The following is an 18,532-nucleotide window of genomic DNA, read 5'->3' as shown; positions in this document are numbered from 1 at the left end:
AGGTGCCGGCCGGTCGCGGCGCGGTTCCGCAGGCGCCGCGCGCGCCCACGGGCCCGCTGGTGCAGGAGAACCTGGGGCGCACCTCGCCGGGGCGCACGTACCAGGACCTGCTGCAGACGCCGCACGACGCGCGCCTCTTCGACTACTACTTCACCTCGCAGCTCGTGCGCGTGCCGGTGGCCGGGGGCGCGCCCACGAGGCTGGGCGAGCCCGGGATCATCGAGGACGCCAGCGTGTCGCCGGACGGCCGGTTCGTGCTGGTGACGAGGATCGAGAAGCCGTACAGCTTCGTGGCACCCGCGGGCCGCTTCCCCAACCGCATCCAGGTGCTGGACATGACGGGGCGCGAGGTGAAGCGCGTCGCCGACATCCCGCTGACCGACGACCTCCCCACCGCATTCGACGCGGTCGCCACGGGCCCGCGCGACGTGGAGTGGCGGTCGGACGCGCCGGCCACGCTGTTCTGGGTGGAGGCACAGGACGAGGGCGACCCGCGCAAGCAGGCGCCGGTGCGCGACCGCCTCTTCCTGCTGGACGCTCCCTTCACCGCGCAGCCCACGCGCTGGCTGGACCTGGACCAGCGCTTCGCCGGCGTGTCGTGGGGGACGAACGACTTCGCGCTGGTGACGTCGCGCTGGTGGAACACGCGGTGGGAGCGCCGCTACGCCGCCAGCCCCGCCAACCCCTCGGCGGCGCCGCGCAAGCTGGCGGACCGCACCTACGACGACCGCTACGGCGACCCCGGCGGCCCGATGTACACCTCCACCGCCAGCGGCCACCCGGTAATGCTGACGACGGAGGACGGGCGCGCGATCTTCCTCGCGGGCCAGGGCGCGTCGCCCAAAGGCCTCTATCCCTTCCTGGACCGGATGGAGATCGCGACCGGCGCCACCCGCCGCCTGTGGCGCGCCGAGGACCCGCACTTCGAGAGCGTGGTCACGGTGCTGGACCGCTCGGGCAACCGCATCCTCACGCGCCGCGAGTCGCTGACGGAGGTGCCCAACTACTACGTCCGCACCCTTCCGGGCGGCACCGCGCAGGCGGTTACGCGCTTCACGGACCCGGCGCCGCAGCTCGCGGGCGTCACGCGCCAGCTCATCACCTACAAGCGCGCGGACGGTGTGGATCTGAGCGGCACGCTGTACCTCCCCGCCGGCTACGACGCCCGGCGCGACGGTCCGCTCCCCCTGCTGATGTGGGCGTATCCCACGGAGTTCCGCGACGCGGCCAGCGCGGGCCAGGTGAGCGACTCGCCCAACCGCTTCGCGCGGCCGGGCGGCATCTCGCATCTCTTCCTGCTCACGCAGGGCTACGCGGTGCTGGACAACCCGACGATGCCCATCGTGGGCGCCAACGGTGCCGAGCCGAACGACACCTACATCGAGCAGCTCGTGGCCAGCGCAAAGGCCGCGGTGGACAAGGTGGTGGAGATGGGCGTGGCGGACCGCGACCGCATAGGCGTGGGCGGGCACTCGTACGGCGCCTTCATGACGGCCAACCTGCTGGCGCACAGCGACCTCTTCCGCGCCGGCATCGCGCGGTCGGGCGCGTACAACCGCACGCTCACGCCGTTCGGCTTCCAGGCGGAGCAGCGCAGCTACTGGGAGGCCACGGACACGTACACGCGGATGAGCCCCTTCACCTTCGCCAACAAGGTGAACGAGCCGATCCTCCTCATCCACGGCGAGGCGGACGACAACTCCGGCACCTTTCCCATCCAGAGCGAGCGCTTCTACGCCGCGCTCAAGGGCCATGGCGCCACGGTGCGCTACGTCGTCCTCCCGTACGAGGCGCACGGCTACCGCGGCCGTGAATCCGTGATGCACACGCTGGCGGAGATGATCCGCTGGATGGACCGCTACGTGAAGAACGCCGGCCCGCGCACTCCGGCCCCGCAGCCGGCGGCCACACGGTAAAAGCAACAGCAGCCTCACGCGGAGACGCGGAGGCGCGGAGAGAGAACAGCGGAGAAAAGCCTCACACGGAGGGGCACAGAGGAAACTGCAAGCCACAGAGAAAACCCTTATTGCTGTTCTCTCTGTGGCTCTGTGTCTCTGTGTGAGCCTCTGTTCTTTTCTCTCTGCGTCTCCGCGCCTCCGCGTGAGACCAGCCGTTCCTGAACGCACCACGGAACCATCAGGAACCGCCGCCATCGTCGCGGGTAACGAGTCGCGATGGTGAACTTTTGTTTCCCCCAGGTAAAGCCAATCGAATGACACCTCCCAAGCAGCTCCGCCTGCCGCGGCGCCTCGGCGTCGTGGGCGCGCTGGTGGCGACCGGCCTCGCCGGCACGCTCGCCGCGCAGACGGGCACCCCCGCGCTCGGCTTCGACCGCCGCAACTTCGACACGACCGTTCGCCCGCAGGACGACTTCTTCCGCTACGTGAACGGCGGCTGGCTCAAGACCACGCAGATCCCGGCCGACCGCTCCAGCTTCGGCTCCTTCGTGGAGCTGCGCGACCGCAGCGAAGAGTCGCTCCGCGCCATCATCGACGAGGCCGCCGCCGCGCGCAACGCGCAGCCGGGCTCCGAGACGCAGAAGGTGGGCGACCTGTACCGCAGCTTCATGGACTCGGCGCGCATCGAGGCGGCCGGCATCACGCCCATCCGCCCCGAGCTGGCCCGCATCGCCGCGCTCAGCGACCGCGCCGCGCTCCCGGAGCTCTTTGCGCACCTGCAGCGCATCGGCGTGCAGACGCCGTTCGGCTTCGGCGTGGGGCAGGATGCCCGCCAGGCCACGCGCTACATCGCCTCCGCGGGGCAGAGCGGGCTCGGGCTTCCGGACCGCGACTACTACCTGAAGCAGGACGCCAAGCTCGTCGCCGCCCGCGCCGCGTACCAGACGTACGTGGAGACGCTGCTGCGCCTGGCCGGCGACCGCAACCCCGCCGCGGGCGCTCGCGCCGTGCTCGCGCTGGAGACGGCGCTGGCCGAGAAGCAGTGGGACCGCGCCCGCAGCCGCGACCGCGAGGCGAGCTACAACCTGCGCACCGTCGCGCAGCTCGACTCCATGATGCCGGGCTTCTCCTGGACCCGCTTCCTGCGCGCGGTCGGCGCGGAGAGCACGCCGGGCGTCGTCGTGCGCCAGCCGGACTACATGACGGCGATGAACCAGATCATCGCCGCCACGCCGGTGCCGGTGCTGCGCCAGTACCTGACGGTCAAGCTGGTCGACAACTACGCGTCGGCGCTCAGCTCGCCCTTCGTCAACGCCCAGTTCGCGTACCGCGGCAAGGCGCTGCAGGGGCTGGAGGCGAACCGCCCCCGCTGGAAGCGCGGCGTCGGCCTGGTGGAGGGCGCCCTGGGCGAGGCCGCCGGCCGCCTGTACGTGCAGCGCAACTTCCGCCCGGAGAGCCGCGCGCGGATGCAGGAGCTCGTGGGCAACCTCCGCTCCGCCTTCCAGACGGCCATCGACTCCCTGGAGTGGATGAGCCCCGAGACCAAGGTGCAGGCGCAGGCCAAGCTGGCGAAGTTCAACGTCAAGATCGGCTACCCGGACCAGTGGCGTGACTACTCGGCGCTCACGATCCGCCCGGGCGACCTGCCGGGCAACCTGCGCCGCATCGCCGAGTTCGGCCACAACCGCATGGTGCGCCGCCTGGGGCAGCCCATCGACCGCGCGGAGTGGGGGATGACCCCGCAGACGGTGAACGCGTACTACTCGCCGACGATGAACGAGATCGTCTTTCCCGCGGCGATCCTGCAGCCTCCCTTCTTCAACCCGGCCGCCGACGACGCGGTGAACTACGGGGGAATCGGGGCGGTGATCGGCCACGAGATCAGCCACGGCTTCGACGACCAGGGCCGCCGCTCCGACGGCGAGGGCAACCTGCGCGACTGGTGGACCGAGGCGGACAACGACGCCTTCAAGCAGCGTGCGGACGCCCTGGTGGCGCAGTACGCCGCCTTCAGCCCGGCGCCGGGCCTCAACCTCAACGGCCGCCTCACCCTGGGCGAGAACATCGGCGACCTGAGCGGCATCGCGATGGCGTACCGCGCCTACAAGAAGTCGCTGAACGGCCGCGAGGCCCCGGTGATCGACGGCCTCACGGGCGACCAGCGCTTCTTCATCGGCTTCGCGCAGATCTGGCGCACGCTGATGCGCGAGGACGCCCTGCGCCAGCAGGTGATGACCGACCCGCACTCGCCGGGCGAGTACCGCACCAACGGCGTCCTCCGCAACATCCCGGAGTTCTACGCCGCCTTCAACGTCCAGCCCGGCGACAAGATGTACCTGCCGCCCGAGCAGCGCGTGAGGATTTGGTAAGCCTTGGTGGATGGATGGTAGACGGCGGCCCGGAGCGAATCCGGGCCGCCGACTTTTCGTTTGGCGCGGCCAGCACACGCGCGCGGCACGAATCCGCACAACAGTTTACTCAGGAGCGTTATTCCGCGATTCCGCGTGCATATTTGGCTCGTTCCGCACGAGCGCGCACAAATGCAATCAGAGTGCTGGCAACGTGCCGATCCATCCCAGTGATTTCAGAGGGAGAACGCGCTTACCTGGTATTCCGCGGTCCGGCATTTCACTTTACGGCAGATCGACATAAGGCGCCGCGGACGCACACGAGACGCAAATGCTTGCGTGCATACGCCGATTCCGTCTACTTAGAGGGTGGTTCGGCAGCTGTTCCTCAAATCTCGCTCCCTAATAGGATCAGAAGCTCTCCTGTAGCCGTAGCCCTGCGCCACCGAACAACGGCTCGACCATGCGCCGGTCAAAGCCCGGCTGCAGAGTCACCCCGAGATCGCGTCTGCGTCTATTCGCATCTTTGCAAACGACAGGACCTTTATCATCAGGAACCAGATTAGCTGCGCCCTGCGTCCACGGGTCTTTCTGCGCGTATCCCACAGCGGATGCGTGACGCACGGGCGAAGGCACAGCATCTTGACTGCACGAGGCCGCCGACTGGCAGCTGAGCTAAACTAGCATCTTGAGTTTGCGAGCTACTCCATCAGATCACCCGCCGCCGAACGAAGGCCTTGCATTTGGCACCAAGCCTGAATGATTGTGCAGCTTGATATACTCCTGCTTCCTGCTGCCGCTGAACTAGGTGTTTCGCCTTGTGAGCGCAGGAGCGAGACCAACCACGCTGTCAGCTGCACAACGGAAAAGGTTGAAACGACGTCCATTTGAACTGATTCAGCAGAAGGCGCGTCTCCGTACCTAAGACTAAACCGATGGCACTTAACGCTACTATCATGATGAAGGGCTCCGACCCCGCTCAAGCTACCATCTCTCTGGTCTGACACCCCCATGAGGCATGATGCTATCCCCCGCTGACCAGCAGATCCTCCGAGCATACCTTGAGGACGACCGAGTCCTTAATCGGGTGCTGGCTGAGCCGTTTCCTCGGGACGCGCACATACTTGCAGAGTGCCGAGCCGCTGCTATCCTCGCCCACGACGGGAAATTACTTCCGGGATGGGACTATCCTCGAAATCAACCGAACGGATATGGTGGTTATGCTCATCTGGAATTTCCCACGTTTGATGACGAGCTACCCTCGTTCGTCCGTCACGACCAAGGAGTGGGATTGTACGGTGGTGAATGGGCGATTTTGGCTAACCATCTCCTCACCCTCGATCTTGAACTCTTGATAACATCGCTTGACGTTACCGTGCAAAGGGAGCTTTGCGCTCGGCTGCACTATTGTGAGTGGGACCAGTGGCGGAAAGCTGAGGATGATGGGTGGTCGGTGCTCACATCACTCTGTGGGTGGATCATTGAAACGAAGCTCCACATGGCATTCCCACCAATCGCACTTGGCGTGTTCCTCCTTAAACGTGGAGTTCTTGACCGATGGTGCGGCTGCAACAAGCTGTTGCAGGACAGATCGGCGCCGAAACCACAAGCTAAGCCTCGCAAGCGCAAGAAGTAGTGCGGTTCGTTGTACTCTGAAGTTGGTTCCCCGTGCATTTACTCACCCGCATGTTCGAATATCGTGACAGCACTCCGTGACCCGAGCTGACGTCAGACGCGAAGAGGATTGGATTCACTGCGTGTTCGCGGTCGAGAGCAACGTCTGCGAGCGGACGGGCAGCAGCCCGATTCGAGGGCGGCCGCAAGACATTTCGGAGAGCAGGGCATGCTTGAGGCGGACCCGGAGCTTGCTGGGCGGGAAACTTGACTCAGCACCGATACCACCCATCACGCTGTGAGGTGCGTTGAAGACGGGCGGATGTTGAAGGCGTTACGCTGGTTTGAACGCCCGACGTGTTGTACGATACGAAGACAAGCGCGCGGATCAGTTCCACCAAAAGTTTGCTTCGCCGCGATCCCACTGGAGGGCGACCGCTCGTGCGCCGGTCCGGATCAAGCTGAGTACGATCCCGCCGGGTGACGGGCGCAAATCTGATCCACCACCTTCCACCCGCCTTCTGGCACTTACGGCTTTAACGCGGTCCCTTTCGACAAAATCCAGGCATCGGCGCACGTACGTTCGATTTGACTTCACGGCCGCCGCAGCGAGAAAAGACCGGCAACGAACAATATGTTTCCTTGCGGAACGGATGTCGCTAGCTCTTTCTCTATCGAGGCGCCGCTTCCAATCAGCTTTTCTTCACCTGTCTCCTTCCCTTACCGATTGGTACACGTGGGGCACGCAGAGCAACCCGTCCGGTTGAAGATACGATACGGCTCGCGGCAGGACTGACCGCCGTGGCGTGTATTCCCCTCGTAATCGCCGCGATGCTGTACGTAGCTATTCATGCCTCGCGGAGCAACCCTGCAGGTTTCAATGCCTCAGCCGTCTTAGGGGCGCTTGGGACAGGCGGGGTTGCCACGGGCTTAATCGGCGCGGTGGTCGTGCTGCACAGAATCATTCGTGATACCATCCGACCCATACCTCAGGCGCCTAACATCCCGACGGAGAGAAAGTAATGGACGCGGCCACGCAGAATGAGAGCCATGATCCGACGCGGCGGCTGCGTCGAATTTTTGTGATTTTGCTGACAATGTGTGTTCTTGTTGTTGCAAGCTCCATATATGTGCTCACCCAAACTCGCCCGCTGCTGCTCCAGGTCGAGCAACTAACCGAGCAGTCGGACAGCATCCGTCGTACGATACACATACTTACTGATTCCCTACGAAGGAAGAAGCACGAACTACACGTCGTTGGATAGCGCCTTCAAAGCATACATCAAGGACCCGTTTCCGGCATTCGTCTTAATACAAGCAGACCCACGCTTAGAACAAAGCGATCTAGATAGCCTTCGCGCAAACCTCAACACGACCCTTCTTTCGTCTCCAGGCGTTCAGCGAATCCCGGGGCCTATTGGATCATCGGACGTGCGGTACTTCCACAAAAAGGATCGAGAGGCAGCAGAGCGCGTCGCGCAGTTAGCAGATGCGTATTTCGCCCGTCAGAGATGTTCAAAGGCCTTTTCGCGACGCCTGAAGCATATTAATCTGCCGTCGCGCCCCGGCCAGATCGAGATCTGGATCTCACCCAATTGTTCGCTGCAGAGCATGTGAGTCGTTACATAACGTTCCACCCTCCCGCGCGAGGATGCCCCTGCGGCAGCAGGTGATGACCGACCCGCACTCGCCGGGCGAGTACCGCACCAACGGCGTCCTCCGCAACATCCCGGAGTTCTACGCCGCCTTCAACGTTCAGCCCGGCGACAAGATGTACCTGCCGCCCGAGCAGCGCGTGAGGATCTGGTAAGCGTTGGCGGATCGATGGCAAGAAGACGGCGGCCCGGAGCGATCCGGGCCCCGTTTTGGTTTCTGATTTGGCCGCCCGCCGTCGGCGCCACTTCGGATAAGCCGCTCCGAAAGCGGGGTACGCGTCCAATCCGTTCACAGTTCTGGAGATACCCTTCCGCCACGAGCTCGCAAGGCGCTTCGTGGCAACGAGGTGGCGCCCCGCCACCAAGATTCCGCATAACACTGGGTGGCAACTCCCCTACCCCGTGCACAGGCAGGGGATACTTCCACGAACCCCTTGTGTGCATACCCGAATCGATTCTACTTAATGTGTTAGCCCCTCCTTGTCCTGTTCACCTAATGGTTGAGCGAGGCAGTTCCCAGGCGATGACCGACTACTCTCCAGAAGCATCGATGTTTGGACAGGCCGGAACATCACCCGTCGTATGGCAGATAGTGGCACGCGAGCTAATCTGCGCAGCGAATGTGGTAGTCCAGAGGTACTCTACAATCGAGCCCTGGCCCAAAGATTCACAATGGCCGCCGCTCCCCATCGATTACCAGAGGTTCCATACTTCGCTGATGCCCGCCTTACTGCTATATGCGTTTGCGACTGAAAACCTGATTAAGGCAATTCTCGTTGCGAAGGGGAGAAATCCGACAGCGAATGGCTCCTTAGACAAAAGCTTCAAGACCCACAACCTACTTCGACTCTTTCGAGAGGCCGATCTCACCGTTGAGAAGCCTCTTGAAAGCCTGCTCGTGCGCCTACAGCAAATTATCGAGTGCGGGAAGTATCCAATTGGTATTACACCAGGACCATATTCACCGTCCCAGATCTCTTCTAGCGAACTGGAAATGATTCGAGCGCTCTTACAGGGACTTGAGGAGGCTCTGCGGGTACTCCACCCTTTGGTCCTTGGACCGATCGATTTGACGCGTCTCTGTTGACCTCGCTACGGGCCGCCTATAATCGGCTGATGGATGCGGGGCCATCCATGCTTCTTCACCAGCCGATAACGTTGCCAGCCCCGCACCTTCAAGCTCTTGTCTCGGCTAACTGGCTTGCGGGCCAGCCATGTTTTCGCTAAACCTCCACGCTCCCTATTTCTCACCATCTGCCGGGATCCGCTATGCCTCAGAGCTACCCCTACATCATCTCCAATAATAAGATTGAGCCGATTCTGGCGAAGATCCGCTCCGCAGCCAAACCGGAGCGGTTCTCGCGAGAGTTTCTCAAAAAAATGGGCTTCACTGCGTCGAATGATCGTGCGATGGTGACAGTGATGCGGGATCTCGGTTTCGTTGGAGAGACCGGTTCCCCAACTGAGTACTATGATCGACTCCGCGACGCGACCGATTGGAAGGTGGTTTTGGGTGAGCGCGTGAAAGATCTTTACTCTGATCTTTATGCCTTAAATACCGAGATCCACAATGCAACCGATGATGAAATAAAAGGTGCAATCAGTCGAATCACTGGCAAAGACGAGAGGTCGGTTGCGCGCTATCTGACGACATTCAAGACTCTCGCTTCGCTCGCTAATTTTTCAGGCCGGCCCTCCAAGTCGAAACCACACGTGGAAGTACAGGAAGTTGATGTCCAACCACCACCTCAGCGTGCCACTCCCCACGAGCCGCCCGCAGGTGCCCGGGAACCATCATTCCATTACAACATCCAAATTCACTTGCCAGCGACCACCGACATCTCCGTGTACAACGCGATTTTCAAGAGCATGAAGGAGCACCTCGCACACATCGCTTTATGAAAGCGCTCAAGCAATTTGTTTTTAATGCCATCCTCCTTGAGGACACCCTCGACCGGCTTGAGGAGTCCGGTACTTCCGTACGACAGAACCGGAACACGGCACCTGTGGCGCGCATTGCGGAGACGGACTTTAGTCCCCGCATAGTGCATAACGCACAGAAAATGGCGTCGATCTACATAGCCTTTTTCTGTCTTGAAAACGCTGGGCGAGAACTTATCAGTGAGCGGCTACTGGAGCGTAAGGGTGCGGATTGGTGGCACCTCTGCGTGCCGACAAAAATTCGCACAGCGGTTGAGAAGCTCAAGGAGAAGGAGGAGAATAATCGGTATCATTCCCAGCGATCGAGCGAGCTCATTGGCTACACCATGTTTGGCAACCTCGGTCAGATCATAATCGCTAACTGGGAGGAGTTTTCGGACTTGTTTCCTGACCAAGCGTGGGTAACAGCTCGGTTCAACGATCTTGAGATGTCGCGGAATATTATCATGCATACGGGAATCCTCCCACAACTTGAGATCGAGCGCATTGAGAGCATTGGTCGCGACTGGGTCCGGCAGGTCGGGTGAGCTCACGTCCGCGCCTCCCCATGGCCTGATAATCGCCTGCAGCGAAGACGGAGCTACCCGGCGAATGATGCCGCCGGACGTGAGGAGCCGGCGAGGCGATTTGCGGCCGGGTCCTGGTCCGATGGAAGACGGCGGCCCAGAGCGATTGGGCCGCCGCTTCGGTTTCTGCTTACACATCTTCGGGTTGCGGGTTAGATTCTGAGAGGCACTGCTCGGTTCTGGTGCGCGAACTGCGCATCGCGCGCATGTGAGGAGCACCAATCCGCTTCACACTGCCACTCCGTGTATCTTGTATCCGACGAATCTGGAGGCTGCCGTGTCCGACGACGAGCTCCTTGGCCGCATTACGTTCCGCCCTGAGCAGTGTGGCGGTCGTCCCTGCATCCGAGGCATGCGCATTCGCGTGGCCGACGTGCTCTCTTTGCTCGCCGCCGGAGCGCCCGAAGCTGAGATTCTCCAAGACTACCCATATCTCGAGCGCGACGACATCGCGGCGTGCCTGCTGTACGCGGCGCGGCGAGTGGACCACCCGCGCTTCGCGGCGTAAATGCTCGCGGACGCAGAGCGAAAGGAAGCACTCGCGGGCCGCCGCGTGTGGGTTGACGCCCAACTTCCGCCTGTGCTCGCCCGCTGGCTGGTTCGGGAGTATGGGGTTGACGCTGCACATGTGAACGACATCGGGTTCTTGGGCGAGGACGACGCCGTAATCTTCGCCGCAGCTCGGACCGGAGGTGCGGCAGTGGTGATCACGAAGGATGAAGATTTTGTTCGGCTGCTGGAGCAGCAGGGATCTCCGCCTCAGGTTGTATGGGTCACGTGTGGGAACGTGCGCAATGCCGCGCTACGCGGGCTCGTGATGCCCGTCTGGCCGCAGGTGGCGGCGCTGCTCGCCGCCGGTGAAGAGCTCGTGGAGATCGGGTGACGTCGTCCGAGCGCGGCCAAGAGACGCCGTCCTCGGCGACATCCCGGGGCTCCTAACGCCCGCCCTTCAACGTCCCGCCTGGCGACAAGACGTACCTGCCCCTGAGCAGCGCGTGAGGATCGGTGGCGCCCGGTGTGACGATGGAGAACGGCGGCCCAGAGTGATCCGGGCCGCCGTTGTTGCTTCCCGCCGTTGTTGCTTCCCGCCACTGGTGCGCCTTCCAGGCTGCGGGCGCGTGGTTTGCCGAGCGAGCGGGGATGAGCATCCACGACGATCTCCGCACGAAAGCTCTCGTGGTGCACGACCGACTGTGCGCCGAGTACGGCTGCCCGATCCCTTTCTTCCATGAGCTCGATCCGATGGGCGAGCTCGTCTCCTCGCTCCTCAGCCACCGCACCAGGAACAGCGATTCGGGCCGCGCATTCCGTCAACTCCGGGCCAGGTTCCCCGATTGGGCACAGGTCAGGGACGCGCCCGTGGAAGCGGTGGAGGAAGCGATCGCGCCCGCTACCTGGCCGGAGCAAAAGGCGCCCCGCATTCAGGCGGTGCTGCGCGAGATCGGTGTGCGGCGTGGTGGAGAATTGTCGCTGGACTTCCTCGGGACCCTGTCCGTGGAGCAGGCGCGGGAGTGGCTTGAAGCGCTCAACGGGGTGGGGCCGAAGACGAGTGCGGCCGTGCTCCTGTTCAGCCGGTTGCGGATGGCCGCACTCCCCGTGGACAGCCACCACCACCGTGTGGCGCAACGGCTGGGGCTGATTCCGGCGAACGTATCGGTAGGCCCCGCGCACCGGCTGCTGGAGGCGCAGCTTCCGCCGCAGTGGGATGCCCAGCAGGTGTACGACAACCACGAGGCTCTGATGCTGCACGGGCAACGCTGCTGCTACTACCGCAATCCGGACTGTCCACGTTGCCCCGTTCTCGACCTGTGCCCCTACGGCGAGCGCCAAATGCGCGGCCTCGATCCGTCCGGTCGGGATAACCTGCGATAGAAGCGCGTTATACGGCCAATCGGCGTCAGTACACGCACTGCGCTTCCGCGCGTCCTCCACCAACCTTTAGCCGGGCAAGAGGTGCACACATAGCCCCTCCTACGTTCGTGGGTGTTATCTGGAACCGTCTAATTCCTCGTAACACTCCCAGCGATTCCGACATAAACCCAAACGCGTGCAGAACATCACCAACGAAGCTCTTGCGCGCATATCCGAATTCCGTCGAGTTAGAGAGTAGTTAGGCCGTCAACTACTATCCAAGCACCGCACATGATGGGAGATCCGAGTGTTCACGAGATCGTTCACGGCGAACGCGGTATGTTACGCGGAATCGACGCGTGCATCGAAGCCTTGTGCCTCGTTTCGGCTGTGACCCTGATCTATTCCGCGATGGACGCTCTCGCGGGATTAACGGTACCGACTAACCGAGCGAGTGGGGGCGGTCCAGACTTCAAGGCATGGGCCGAGAAGTACTTCGTTCCATACCTCCACACCGCGCTGAGTTCTGCTGACCTTTGGGCCGCCCGTTGCGGCGTCTTGCATGCCTATAGCAGGCATAGCGATTTGTCTCGCCAGGGACAGGCAAGGAGCCTGGTCTACAGGTGGAGACACGTTCATCACCCGAACGACCTTTTACTGCAGCAACACGTTAACGACGGGGCTGTGGTCGTAGAGATCGAGGCGTTGGCTGACGCATTGAGGCACGCAGTTCAGCGGTTCCAGGAGGACATCGAGCAAGATCCCGATCTGCGCGCCCGAGTGCAGCATCACGTTGCCGCGTTGCTGTGCTACAAGCCGTCGATGCCCGCCGTAAGGCTACCAAGAGCCCGCGGTCCTCGCGCGGCCTAACAATCGGCTGCAGGGGATGCGGGGCCTTGCATGCTTTCGGGTGGGATGAAAGCCTTGCGCGGCGGCCCCGCACCCCTGACCCTTGCGTTGTTCGGCGGCTACGCTTCGGATATTCGTTCCGAATCTTGGACTTAAAGAAAGCATGGTACAAACAGGAGGATTGCCAAATGGTTAGGTGCACAGCTCCGGTAGATGTATCTTGTCGGCGTCGTAGTTTCTCACACCTCCTATTCGTTCAAGACCATGCGTTTTTTCCTGCCGTCGCTGCTGGTCGTCGCGCTGGGCCTGGGTGCCTGCCGCGGTCGGCCCGAACCCGGTACCCGCGCCGCCGATTCCACCGGTCGCGACGGGACGTCCAGCCCATCTTCGGACCCTCAGGCGATGAACGCATCCGCCGAATCCCCGGCCGAGGGCGGGTACCGCCTCCTGGGCGTGCTCGACCCTGAACGGGGCAACCTGGTCGCCTTCGCGATGAAGGTGCCGCGCAGCTGGCAGGCGAAGCAGACGTTCACCCGGCGCTGGGTGGGGGCGATGCCGCAGAATCAGATCTACCTCGACCTGCGCGCGCCCGACGGTCGCACCCGGATCGAGTACCTGCCGTCGCGCACCTACAACCACGCGGACGGCCCCACGATCCGGCAGACCCGGGGCATGGCACAGTCGATGGGGCTGCCGATCTCCCGGCTTCCGGACGAACTTCCGCCGATGCCGCCCGTGACGTACATCCGGCAGGTGTTGCTGCCGTTCCTGGCGCAGAACGGGTTTCAGCTGCGCAACGTCGGCAACGAGATGGACGCGCCGCAGCGGCGGAACGCGAACGGACAGATGGAGTCGCGCGGGTCGGTCGACGGCATCCTGCCCAATGGCAACCGGGCCCGGGTGGAGTGCCGCATCACCCGGAACGTGCAGCAGATCGGCAACGACACTTACACCACCTGGATGGTGATCCCGTCAATCACGCAGACGGCCGACGACCTGGACACCGCCCACGGCCACACGGTGGTCGCCCAGGAATCCATCGTGATGAACCCGACGTGGATGGAACAGAATCAGGCCGCCCAGACGCGTGGTGCCCAGGCGAACAGCGAGTTGAGTCGCCAGCAGCACGAGGCGACGATGGGGCAGATCGACGCCAACACCGCTGCGATGACCCGGGGGCACAACGCCCGGATGAATGACATCCAGCAACAGGGCGCCGCCAACACCGCCCGGCACAACGACCGCATGGCGGCGATGGACCGGGACAAGGCGGCGTTCGACAACCGCATGGGCTCGATGGACCGGCAGCAGGAGACTCGGATCGACGGCATCCGGGGCGAGGCCAACTACGTCGACCCGACGTCAGGGGAGCGGGTGAAGCTACAGGACGGCTCCAACCACGTCTACCGCGACAACCGGAACCCGACGCAGTATTACGGTACCGACACGCCTATCGACGCCGGGCGGATCGACTGGCAGGAACTCCAGAAAGTCTCACTGCCGAACCACTGATCCGATCCCTCTCGGCTCAGGGTCATCGTCGTGAGAAAGCATCCCTGACGCACGGCAGGGGACGGGCTGCAGTCGTAAATACGGCGGCCCCCGGTGTGGAGCCTCGCGGCTCCGGGCCAACATGGAATTCGCGCGCGGGGTGCCAATCGCTGCAGGGGGGCCGTGCATGCCTTCAGCCGGATGAAAGTCTTGCGCGCCTCCCCCGCACCGCTGACCCTGTGTCGTTAGGCCGCTGGGCAAGCGTCGCGGCAGCCGCAGGTCATCTTACCCGCGGTTGCATTCGACGTCCCGGCATCTACGGCCATCTAAATCGGATTCGATACCACATGAGCCTGTCCTGAGATGATCAGCGCAGAATCCTTCAGTTTCGTTTTTACTGCCGCCAGCGCACTCGGTACAGTGGTGGCTGCTGTTGCGGCTTGGCAGGCGGCGAAGGCGGCCTCTCAAGTAGCCGAGGGGCAGTTAAATTCTACTTACTATACGGAGTATGGGACGCCCGAGATGGTGCGAGCACTCCGGCGTCTCCGTCAGTGCAGGGAACAGCACGGCGAACACTTCGCTCTAAAGTGGAAGCAAGCTCTTGACCAGGGAGAAGAGTGGGCTCAAGAGGTTGACCTAGCCCGGCGAGCGGTCAAGGTCTACTTCGTTCGGGCCTATCGGCTCTATGAAACGGGGTATGCTTCCAAGAAATTCCTGAGAGCAGTTGCGGCGGTCGACGGCTTGAACGTTTTGTTCGATATCATTGGGCCATTGGAGTATGCGCTGAATCCCGTTTACGATGCGCATCGGTTCGAAAGCTTGCGACGAGTGTGTGCGCCGGTAGGAACGCGCGGACTCATCGCACCGATTGGATAACCCGGTCCAGCTGAGCCGGGCGAAAACAGAACGAGTGCTACAGCCGTGGACGAAAACCTCAGTACTCTCGCAGAAGCCGTCGCGTATCTCCGGTCTACTATCCCACAGCAGCTACAGCTCGGTCACGACCTACTGGCGACTGACCCCGAGCATCCGTTGCCGTCCGACTTGGCGATACCCGGTCTGGTCCAGCGCTCGATTATGCTAACGAGCGGTTTCGCCACCATGGTGGAGGAGTGCAACCCCATATGCGCTCTGCCTCTCATTCGGATTCATCTTGACAACTGCATGCGGTTGTTCGCGTTTATGCTGGCGGAGGACCCGCATGCAGTGTTGAGAGCGTACTTGGACGATGTCCCTTTGAATAAACTCCGATCGAAAGGGGGAGAAAACCTTACCGATAGCTATCTCCACCGAGAATTGTCCAAGACGTTTCCCTGGGTTAGCCATGTTTAAAGATCGCATCCGGTTCAGTCCACTTCTCTAGGCCGGGGATGCTGAGCGCCTGGTTGCATCCTGATGATTCTCAGGGAACGGTTTACTTCCAAGTTGCCGTTAATGGTGGGCGTATGTGGCCTCTGGAAGAGCGGAAGGATGCGGTGGAGACGTTCACGGAGACGACGCGTGTCTTCGTGAGAATCCTGACGTCAATGCTGGCAGCCAAGCAGCGGGTTTCTGCTGGCGAGAGTCACGTTGCTTAGCAGGACAGTGGAAGTGCCTCGCCGGCAGGCCTAACAATCGGCTGCAGGGGATGCGGGGCCTTGCATGCTTATAGCGTGATGAAAGTCTTGCGTGCCAACCCCGCACCCCTGACCCTTGTGTCGTTCGACGGCTTTCCGTGGCATCGACCCAGCCTGCACCATCAGCGGTCCCGACAAGGTGGAAGCGTGCGCCGTGTAGCCGATCTTTTCGACGAGCTTGCCAGAGTGACGCCGTTACTGTCTGCTGCCCGTACCGAGCACCTGAGCGATCAAGGCGAGCTTCTACCCCACGTCTTGATGGGCGACATCCGACGGTTGCTCACCCAAGCGGCAGAAGGAGCATCTGAGGCAACCCTGCGGCCTCCCCTCAATCTGCTGGATTGCTTCATGACTGAGGGCGACGAGGAAGTGAAGAACGTCATCGCCGTTTCTTTTCTTGAATACCTCGCAAGCGATCCGGCAAACGTTGGGGAGCGCCACCTGCGAGAGTGGTTAGGACCGGCACTTCGGGCAGAACTGACCGCGATGGAGGCATGGGTGCCAGATCCCAGTGCCTGCGAGAAGTTCCGGGAGCGTTATGGGTACAGCTAAAGGGTTTGGCTTCTGATCGGTGGAACATCGGAGTGCACATAGTCGCCGAACAAGGCGTTCCAGGCGACGTGCGGCCAGGGATTGTTTCTGAGGTAAGGATCGTCAGGCGCACGCGCCTGAACTTGATCGTTGGCCGCTGGGGCAAGCACCACGGCAGCCGCAGGGGAACGCTCCCACGGCTGCCGTGTGTTTCAGACTGGCTTCGCCGAACGGCTTCGCTGCCTTCAACTCGCGATGAAGGTGCCGCCGGTCCTGCTTCCTTGGGCGTGGGCACGCGGCCCCGCTCCGGACCTTCCGGTCGCCCGCATGGTAGCGCAGGAGCATGCCGGCCAGCGTGCCGTCATCCGTGTACGCGGCAATCATCAACCAGTGCGTGAGGGAGGAAGGCAGGCGTGCCTCCGCGTCCGTAGCGGAGCTTGGCGGCCGCGTCCGGCGTCCTTCAGATCAGCACCGTGAGGTTCAGTGTCCCCAGCACGTCGGCGACGGCGAGCTTCAGCGTTTCGGCCTGGTACGGCATGCCCAGGTCCAGCGCGCGCCGGGCGGCATTCTGGTTGAAGGTGGGATCGTCCTGCTTCGCGGTGCCCGCCGCGTCCGACGACGCCAGGAAGATCTTCTCCCCGCGGAAGGCGTACTGCGTGGAGCTCGGGTCGATCTCGTTGGGGTCGCCGTGGAAGATTACGCCATCGAGCCGGTCGTAGTACTGGAAGGTGGCTCTGTTGGCGCGCCAGAAGTTCACGTCCCCGCCGAGCCCGCCGGGAGAGGTCGGGAGCGAGAAGTCGTTGTAGAAGATCAGGCGCCCGCCCAGCGTCTCGCGGTCGATCTCACCCGTCACCCAGTCCGCCCAGTAGATCCGGTCCCGCCGGGCGGCGTCGCTGCCGCCGCCGCCGGGCTCGTTCATGATCTCGTAGAAGACGTTCCAGTAGTCTTTGGTGAGCGCCACCACGTGCTGGATGTACTTCGCCTGGAGCTCCTTCTGCTTCGCGTTGTGCTGAACGTGGTAGAACTCGGGAAGGCCGCCGGCGGGCGCCTTTTCGTCCAGGATGAAGTTGAAGTAGTTGTTCTTCTCGTTCCACGGATTTCTCGGCCAGCGCGTCTCGCGATCGGCGGTCTCGTACTCCAGCCCCGTCGCGTCGAAGAGCGTGATCTGCACCGCGAAGCCGCGCGCCGCCGCGTTCGCCAGCATTGTCCGCAGGCGCTGGAAGTAGTCGGCGTTGAACGAGTCCAGCTTCCACGTCCCGTTGTTGTCGCGAAAGTACGGGCTGTACGCGAAGCCGGGCTGGCCGTAGAGCCAGTACGGCAGCATGGGAAAGCGGAAGTAGTTGTTCTTCCGGGCGCGCAGATCGTTCAGCGGCGGGGCGGTGTCCACGTTCAGGGCCTCGATGCCCGCCGCGTCGCTCTGGCGCGGGTAGATCCCGGCCAGGCGCGCCGGCGCGCCACGATACAGGAGCCTGGACCCCTGGCGGGTGAAGCGCTGCTCGAGTGCCATTGCGTCCTCCTCATTGTGGGTTGATGGATCCCGCGGAATGGATGCGCCCGGTCCCTCATCGTTCTGCCATCTAGCGTGGTCTGGCGTGATCGGGCGGACAAAGAAAGGCAAGAAACGTTGGTCCGCCCGTCGCAAGGTAGATGCTTTTCTGCGGGGCACAAGGAAACGTTAGTATGGACGCAGGGGCGCCCTGGAGCACCGGAAACTCGAGCTCCGGCCTCCTCAACGACGTGTCTCACGACCCAAGAAGATGAGTTCCTGGGGAAAGGCGGCTCTAAGCTGTTACGCTCTCAGCCTGATCCTTGATGTGGCGTGATTCATCGCATCGGCCGCCATTGGACAGGCGGGCGGCGTCCACCGCCGAACCGGTCGTCGCAGCTGACAGCCAGCCGAAGAGCCACCGTGACCAACGAAGATTACGTCGCCCTTGGCCGCCACATCTGGCAGACCTATGTGCCGCCCAGAGGCCAAGCGGACACCGTACAAGGTGAGCTCCTGCGGGCCAACGAGAAGCTGCGAGACGAAGCACGCCGGAACGTGCGCGGCGCACCCGGAGCCAGTCCCTCGCGCTCACAATCCTGCGCTCGGACTCTAATCGCTACGGAACCCAGGCCAGCTGCAAGGATTTCGGGGCCGTTCACACATCGGTGGAAACGAGAGGCTTG

Annotated in this window: 13 protein-coding genes; 12 read left to right on the top strand and 1 reads right to left on the bottom strand. The window is 62.7% G+C overall.

Going from position 1 to position 18,532, the window contains the following annotated elements:
* The 12 genes from VF647_00670 to VF647_00615 form a co-directional block, all read left to right on the top strand.
* Positions 1-1,916, top strand: a 1,916-nt coding sequence (locus VF647_00670; GenBank protein ID HEX8450570.1) for a prolyl oligopeptidase family serine peptidase, incomplete at its 5' end; no start/stop codon positions are given.
* Positions 1,917-2,212: 296 nt separating this feature from the next.
* The gene (locus VF647_00665; protein HEX8450569.1) at positions 2,213-4,267 is read left to right on the top strand and encodes a M13 family metallopeptidase; all 2,055 of its coding nucleotides are present in this window, start codon (positions 2,213-2,215) and stop codon (positions 4,265-4,267) included.
* A 3,244-nt stretch (positions 4,268-7,511) separates the two neighbouring features.
* Positions 7,512-7,670 (top strand): M13-type metalloendopeptidase, encoded by a 159-nt coding sequence (locus VF647_00660; protein ID HEX8450568.1) that lies wholly within the window; start codon positions 7,512-7,514, stop codon positions 7,668-7,670.
* 368 nt (positions 7,671-8,038) lie between these two features.
* Positions 8,039-8,602: a hypothetical protein gene (locus tag VF647_00655; protein HEX8450567.1), complete on the top strand. Its 564-nt coding sequence runs from the start codon at positions 8,039-8,041 to the stop codon at positions 8,600-8,602.
* Positions 8,603-8,784: 182 nt separating this feature from the next.
* A complete protein-coding gene (locus VF647_00650) occupies positions 8,785-9,417 on the top strand; it encodes a DUF5343 domain-containing protein (protein HEX8450566.1) in 633 nt (210 codons plus the stop codon).
* On the top strand, positions 9,414-9,983 hold the full coding sequence (locus VF647_00645) for a Swt1 family HEPN domain-containing protein (GenBank protein ID HEX8450565.1): 570 nt from the start codon (positions 9,414-9,416) through the stop codon (positions 9,981-9,983). The genes VF647_00650 and VF647_00645 overlap by 4 nt, the downstream gene beginning before the upstream one ends.
* A 316-nt stretch (positions 9,984-10,299) precedes the next feature.
* A complete protein-coding gene (locus VF647_00640; protein HEX8450564.1) occupies positions 10,300-10,530 on the top strand; it encodes a DUF433 domain-containing protein in 231 nt (76 codons plus the stop codon).
* Complete coding sequence (locus VF647_00635; GenBank protein ID HEX8450563.1) at positions 10,531-10,905, top strand: DUF5615 family PIN-like protein; 375 nt, start codon at positions 10,531-10,533, stop codon at positions 10,903-10,905.
* A 257-nt stretch (positions 10,906-11,162) separates the two neighbouring features.
* Positions 11,163-11,894, top strand: a complete 732-nt coding sequence (locus VF647_00630) for a hypothetical protein (GenBank protein HEX8450562.1) — start codon at positions 11,163-11,165, stop codon at positions 11,892-11,894.
* A gap of 1,092 nt (positions 11,895-12,986) precedes the next feature.
* Entirely contained in the window at positions 12,987-14,234 is a 1,248-nt protein-coding gene (locus VF647_00625; GenBank protein ID HEX8450561.1) for a hypothetical protein, read from the top strand.
* 342 nt (positions 14,235-14,576) lie between these two features.
* Positions 14,577-15,089 (top strand): hypothetical protein, encoded by a 513-nt coding sequence (locus tag VF647_00620; protein HEX8450560.1) that lies wholly within the window; start codon positions 14,577-14,579, stop codon positions 15,087-15,089.
* 887 nt (positions 15,090-15,976) lie between these two features.
* Entirely contained in the window at positions 15,977-16,381 is a 405-nt protein-coding gene (locus VF647_00615; GenBank protein ID HEX8450559.1) for a hypothetical protein, read from the top strand.
* A gap of 439 nt (positions 16,382-16,820) precedes the next feature.
* Here the strand turns inward: VF647_00615 and VF647_00610 are convergent, their stop codons facing one another.
* Complete coding sequence (locus tag VF647_00610) at positions 16,821-17,867, bottom strand: hypothetical protein (protein ID HEX8450558.1); 1,047 nt, start codon at positions 17,865-17,867, stop codon at positions 16,821-16,823.
* Positions 17,868-18,532: the final 665 nt, after the last annotated feature.

It is taken from the genome of Longimicrobium sp. (genome assembly GCA_036387335.1).
In the GTDB taxonomy this organism is placed as follows: Bacteria; Gemmatimonadota; Gemmatimonadetes; order Longimicrobiales; family Longimicrobiaceae; genus Longimicrobium.
This window is presented reverse-complemented; position numbering and strand designations above follow the sequence as displayed.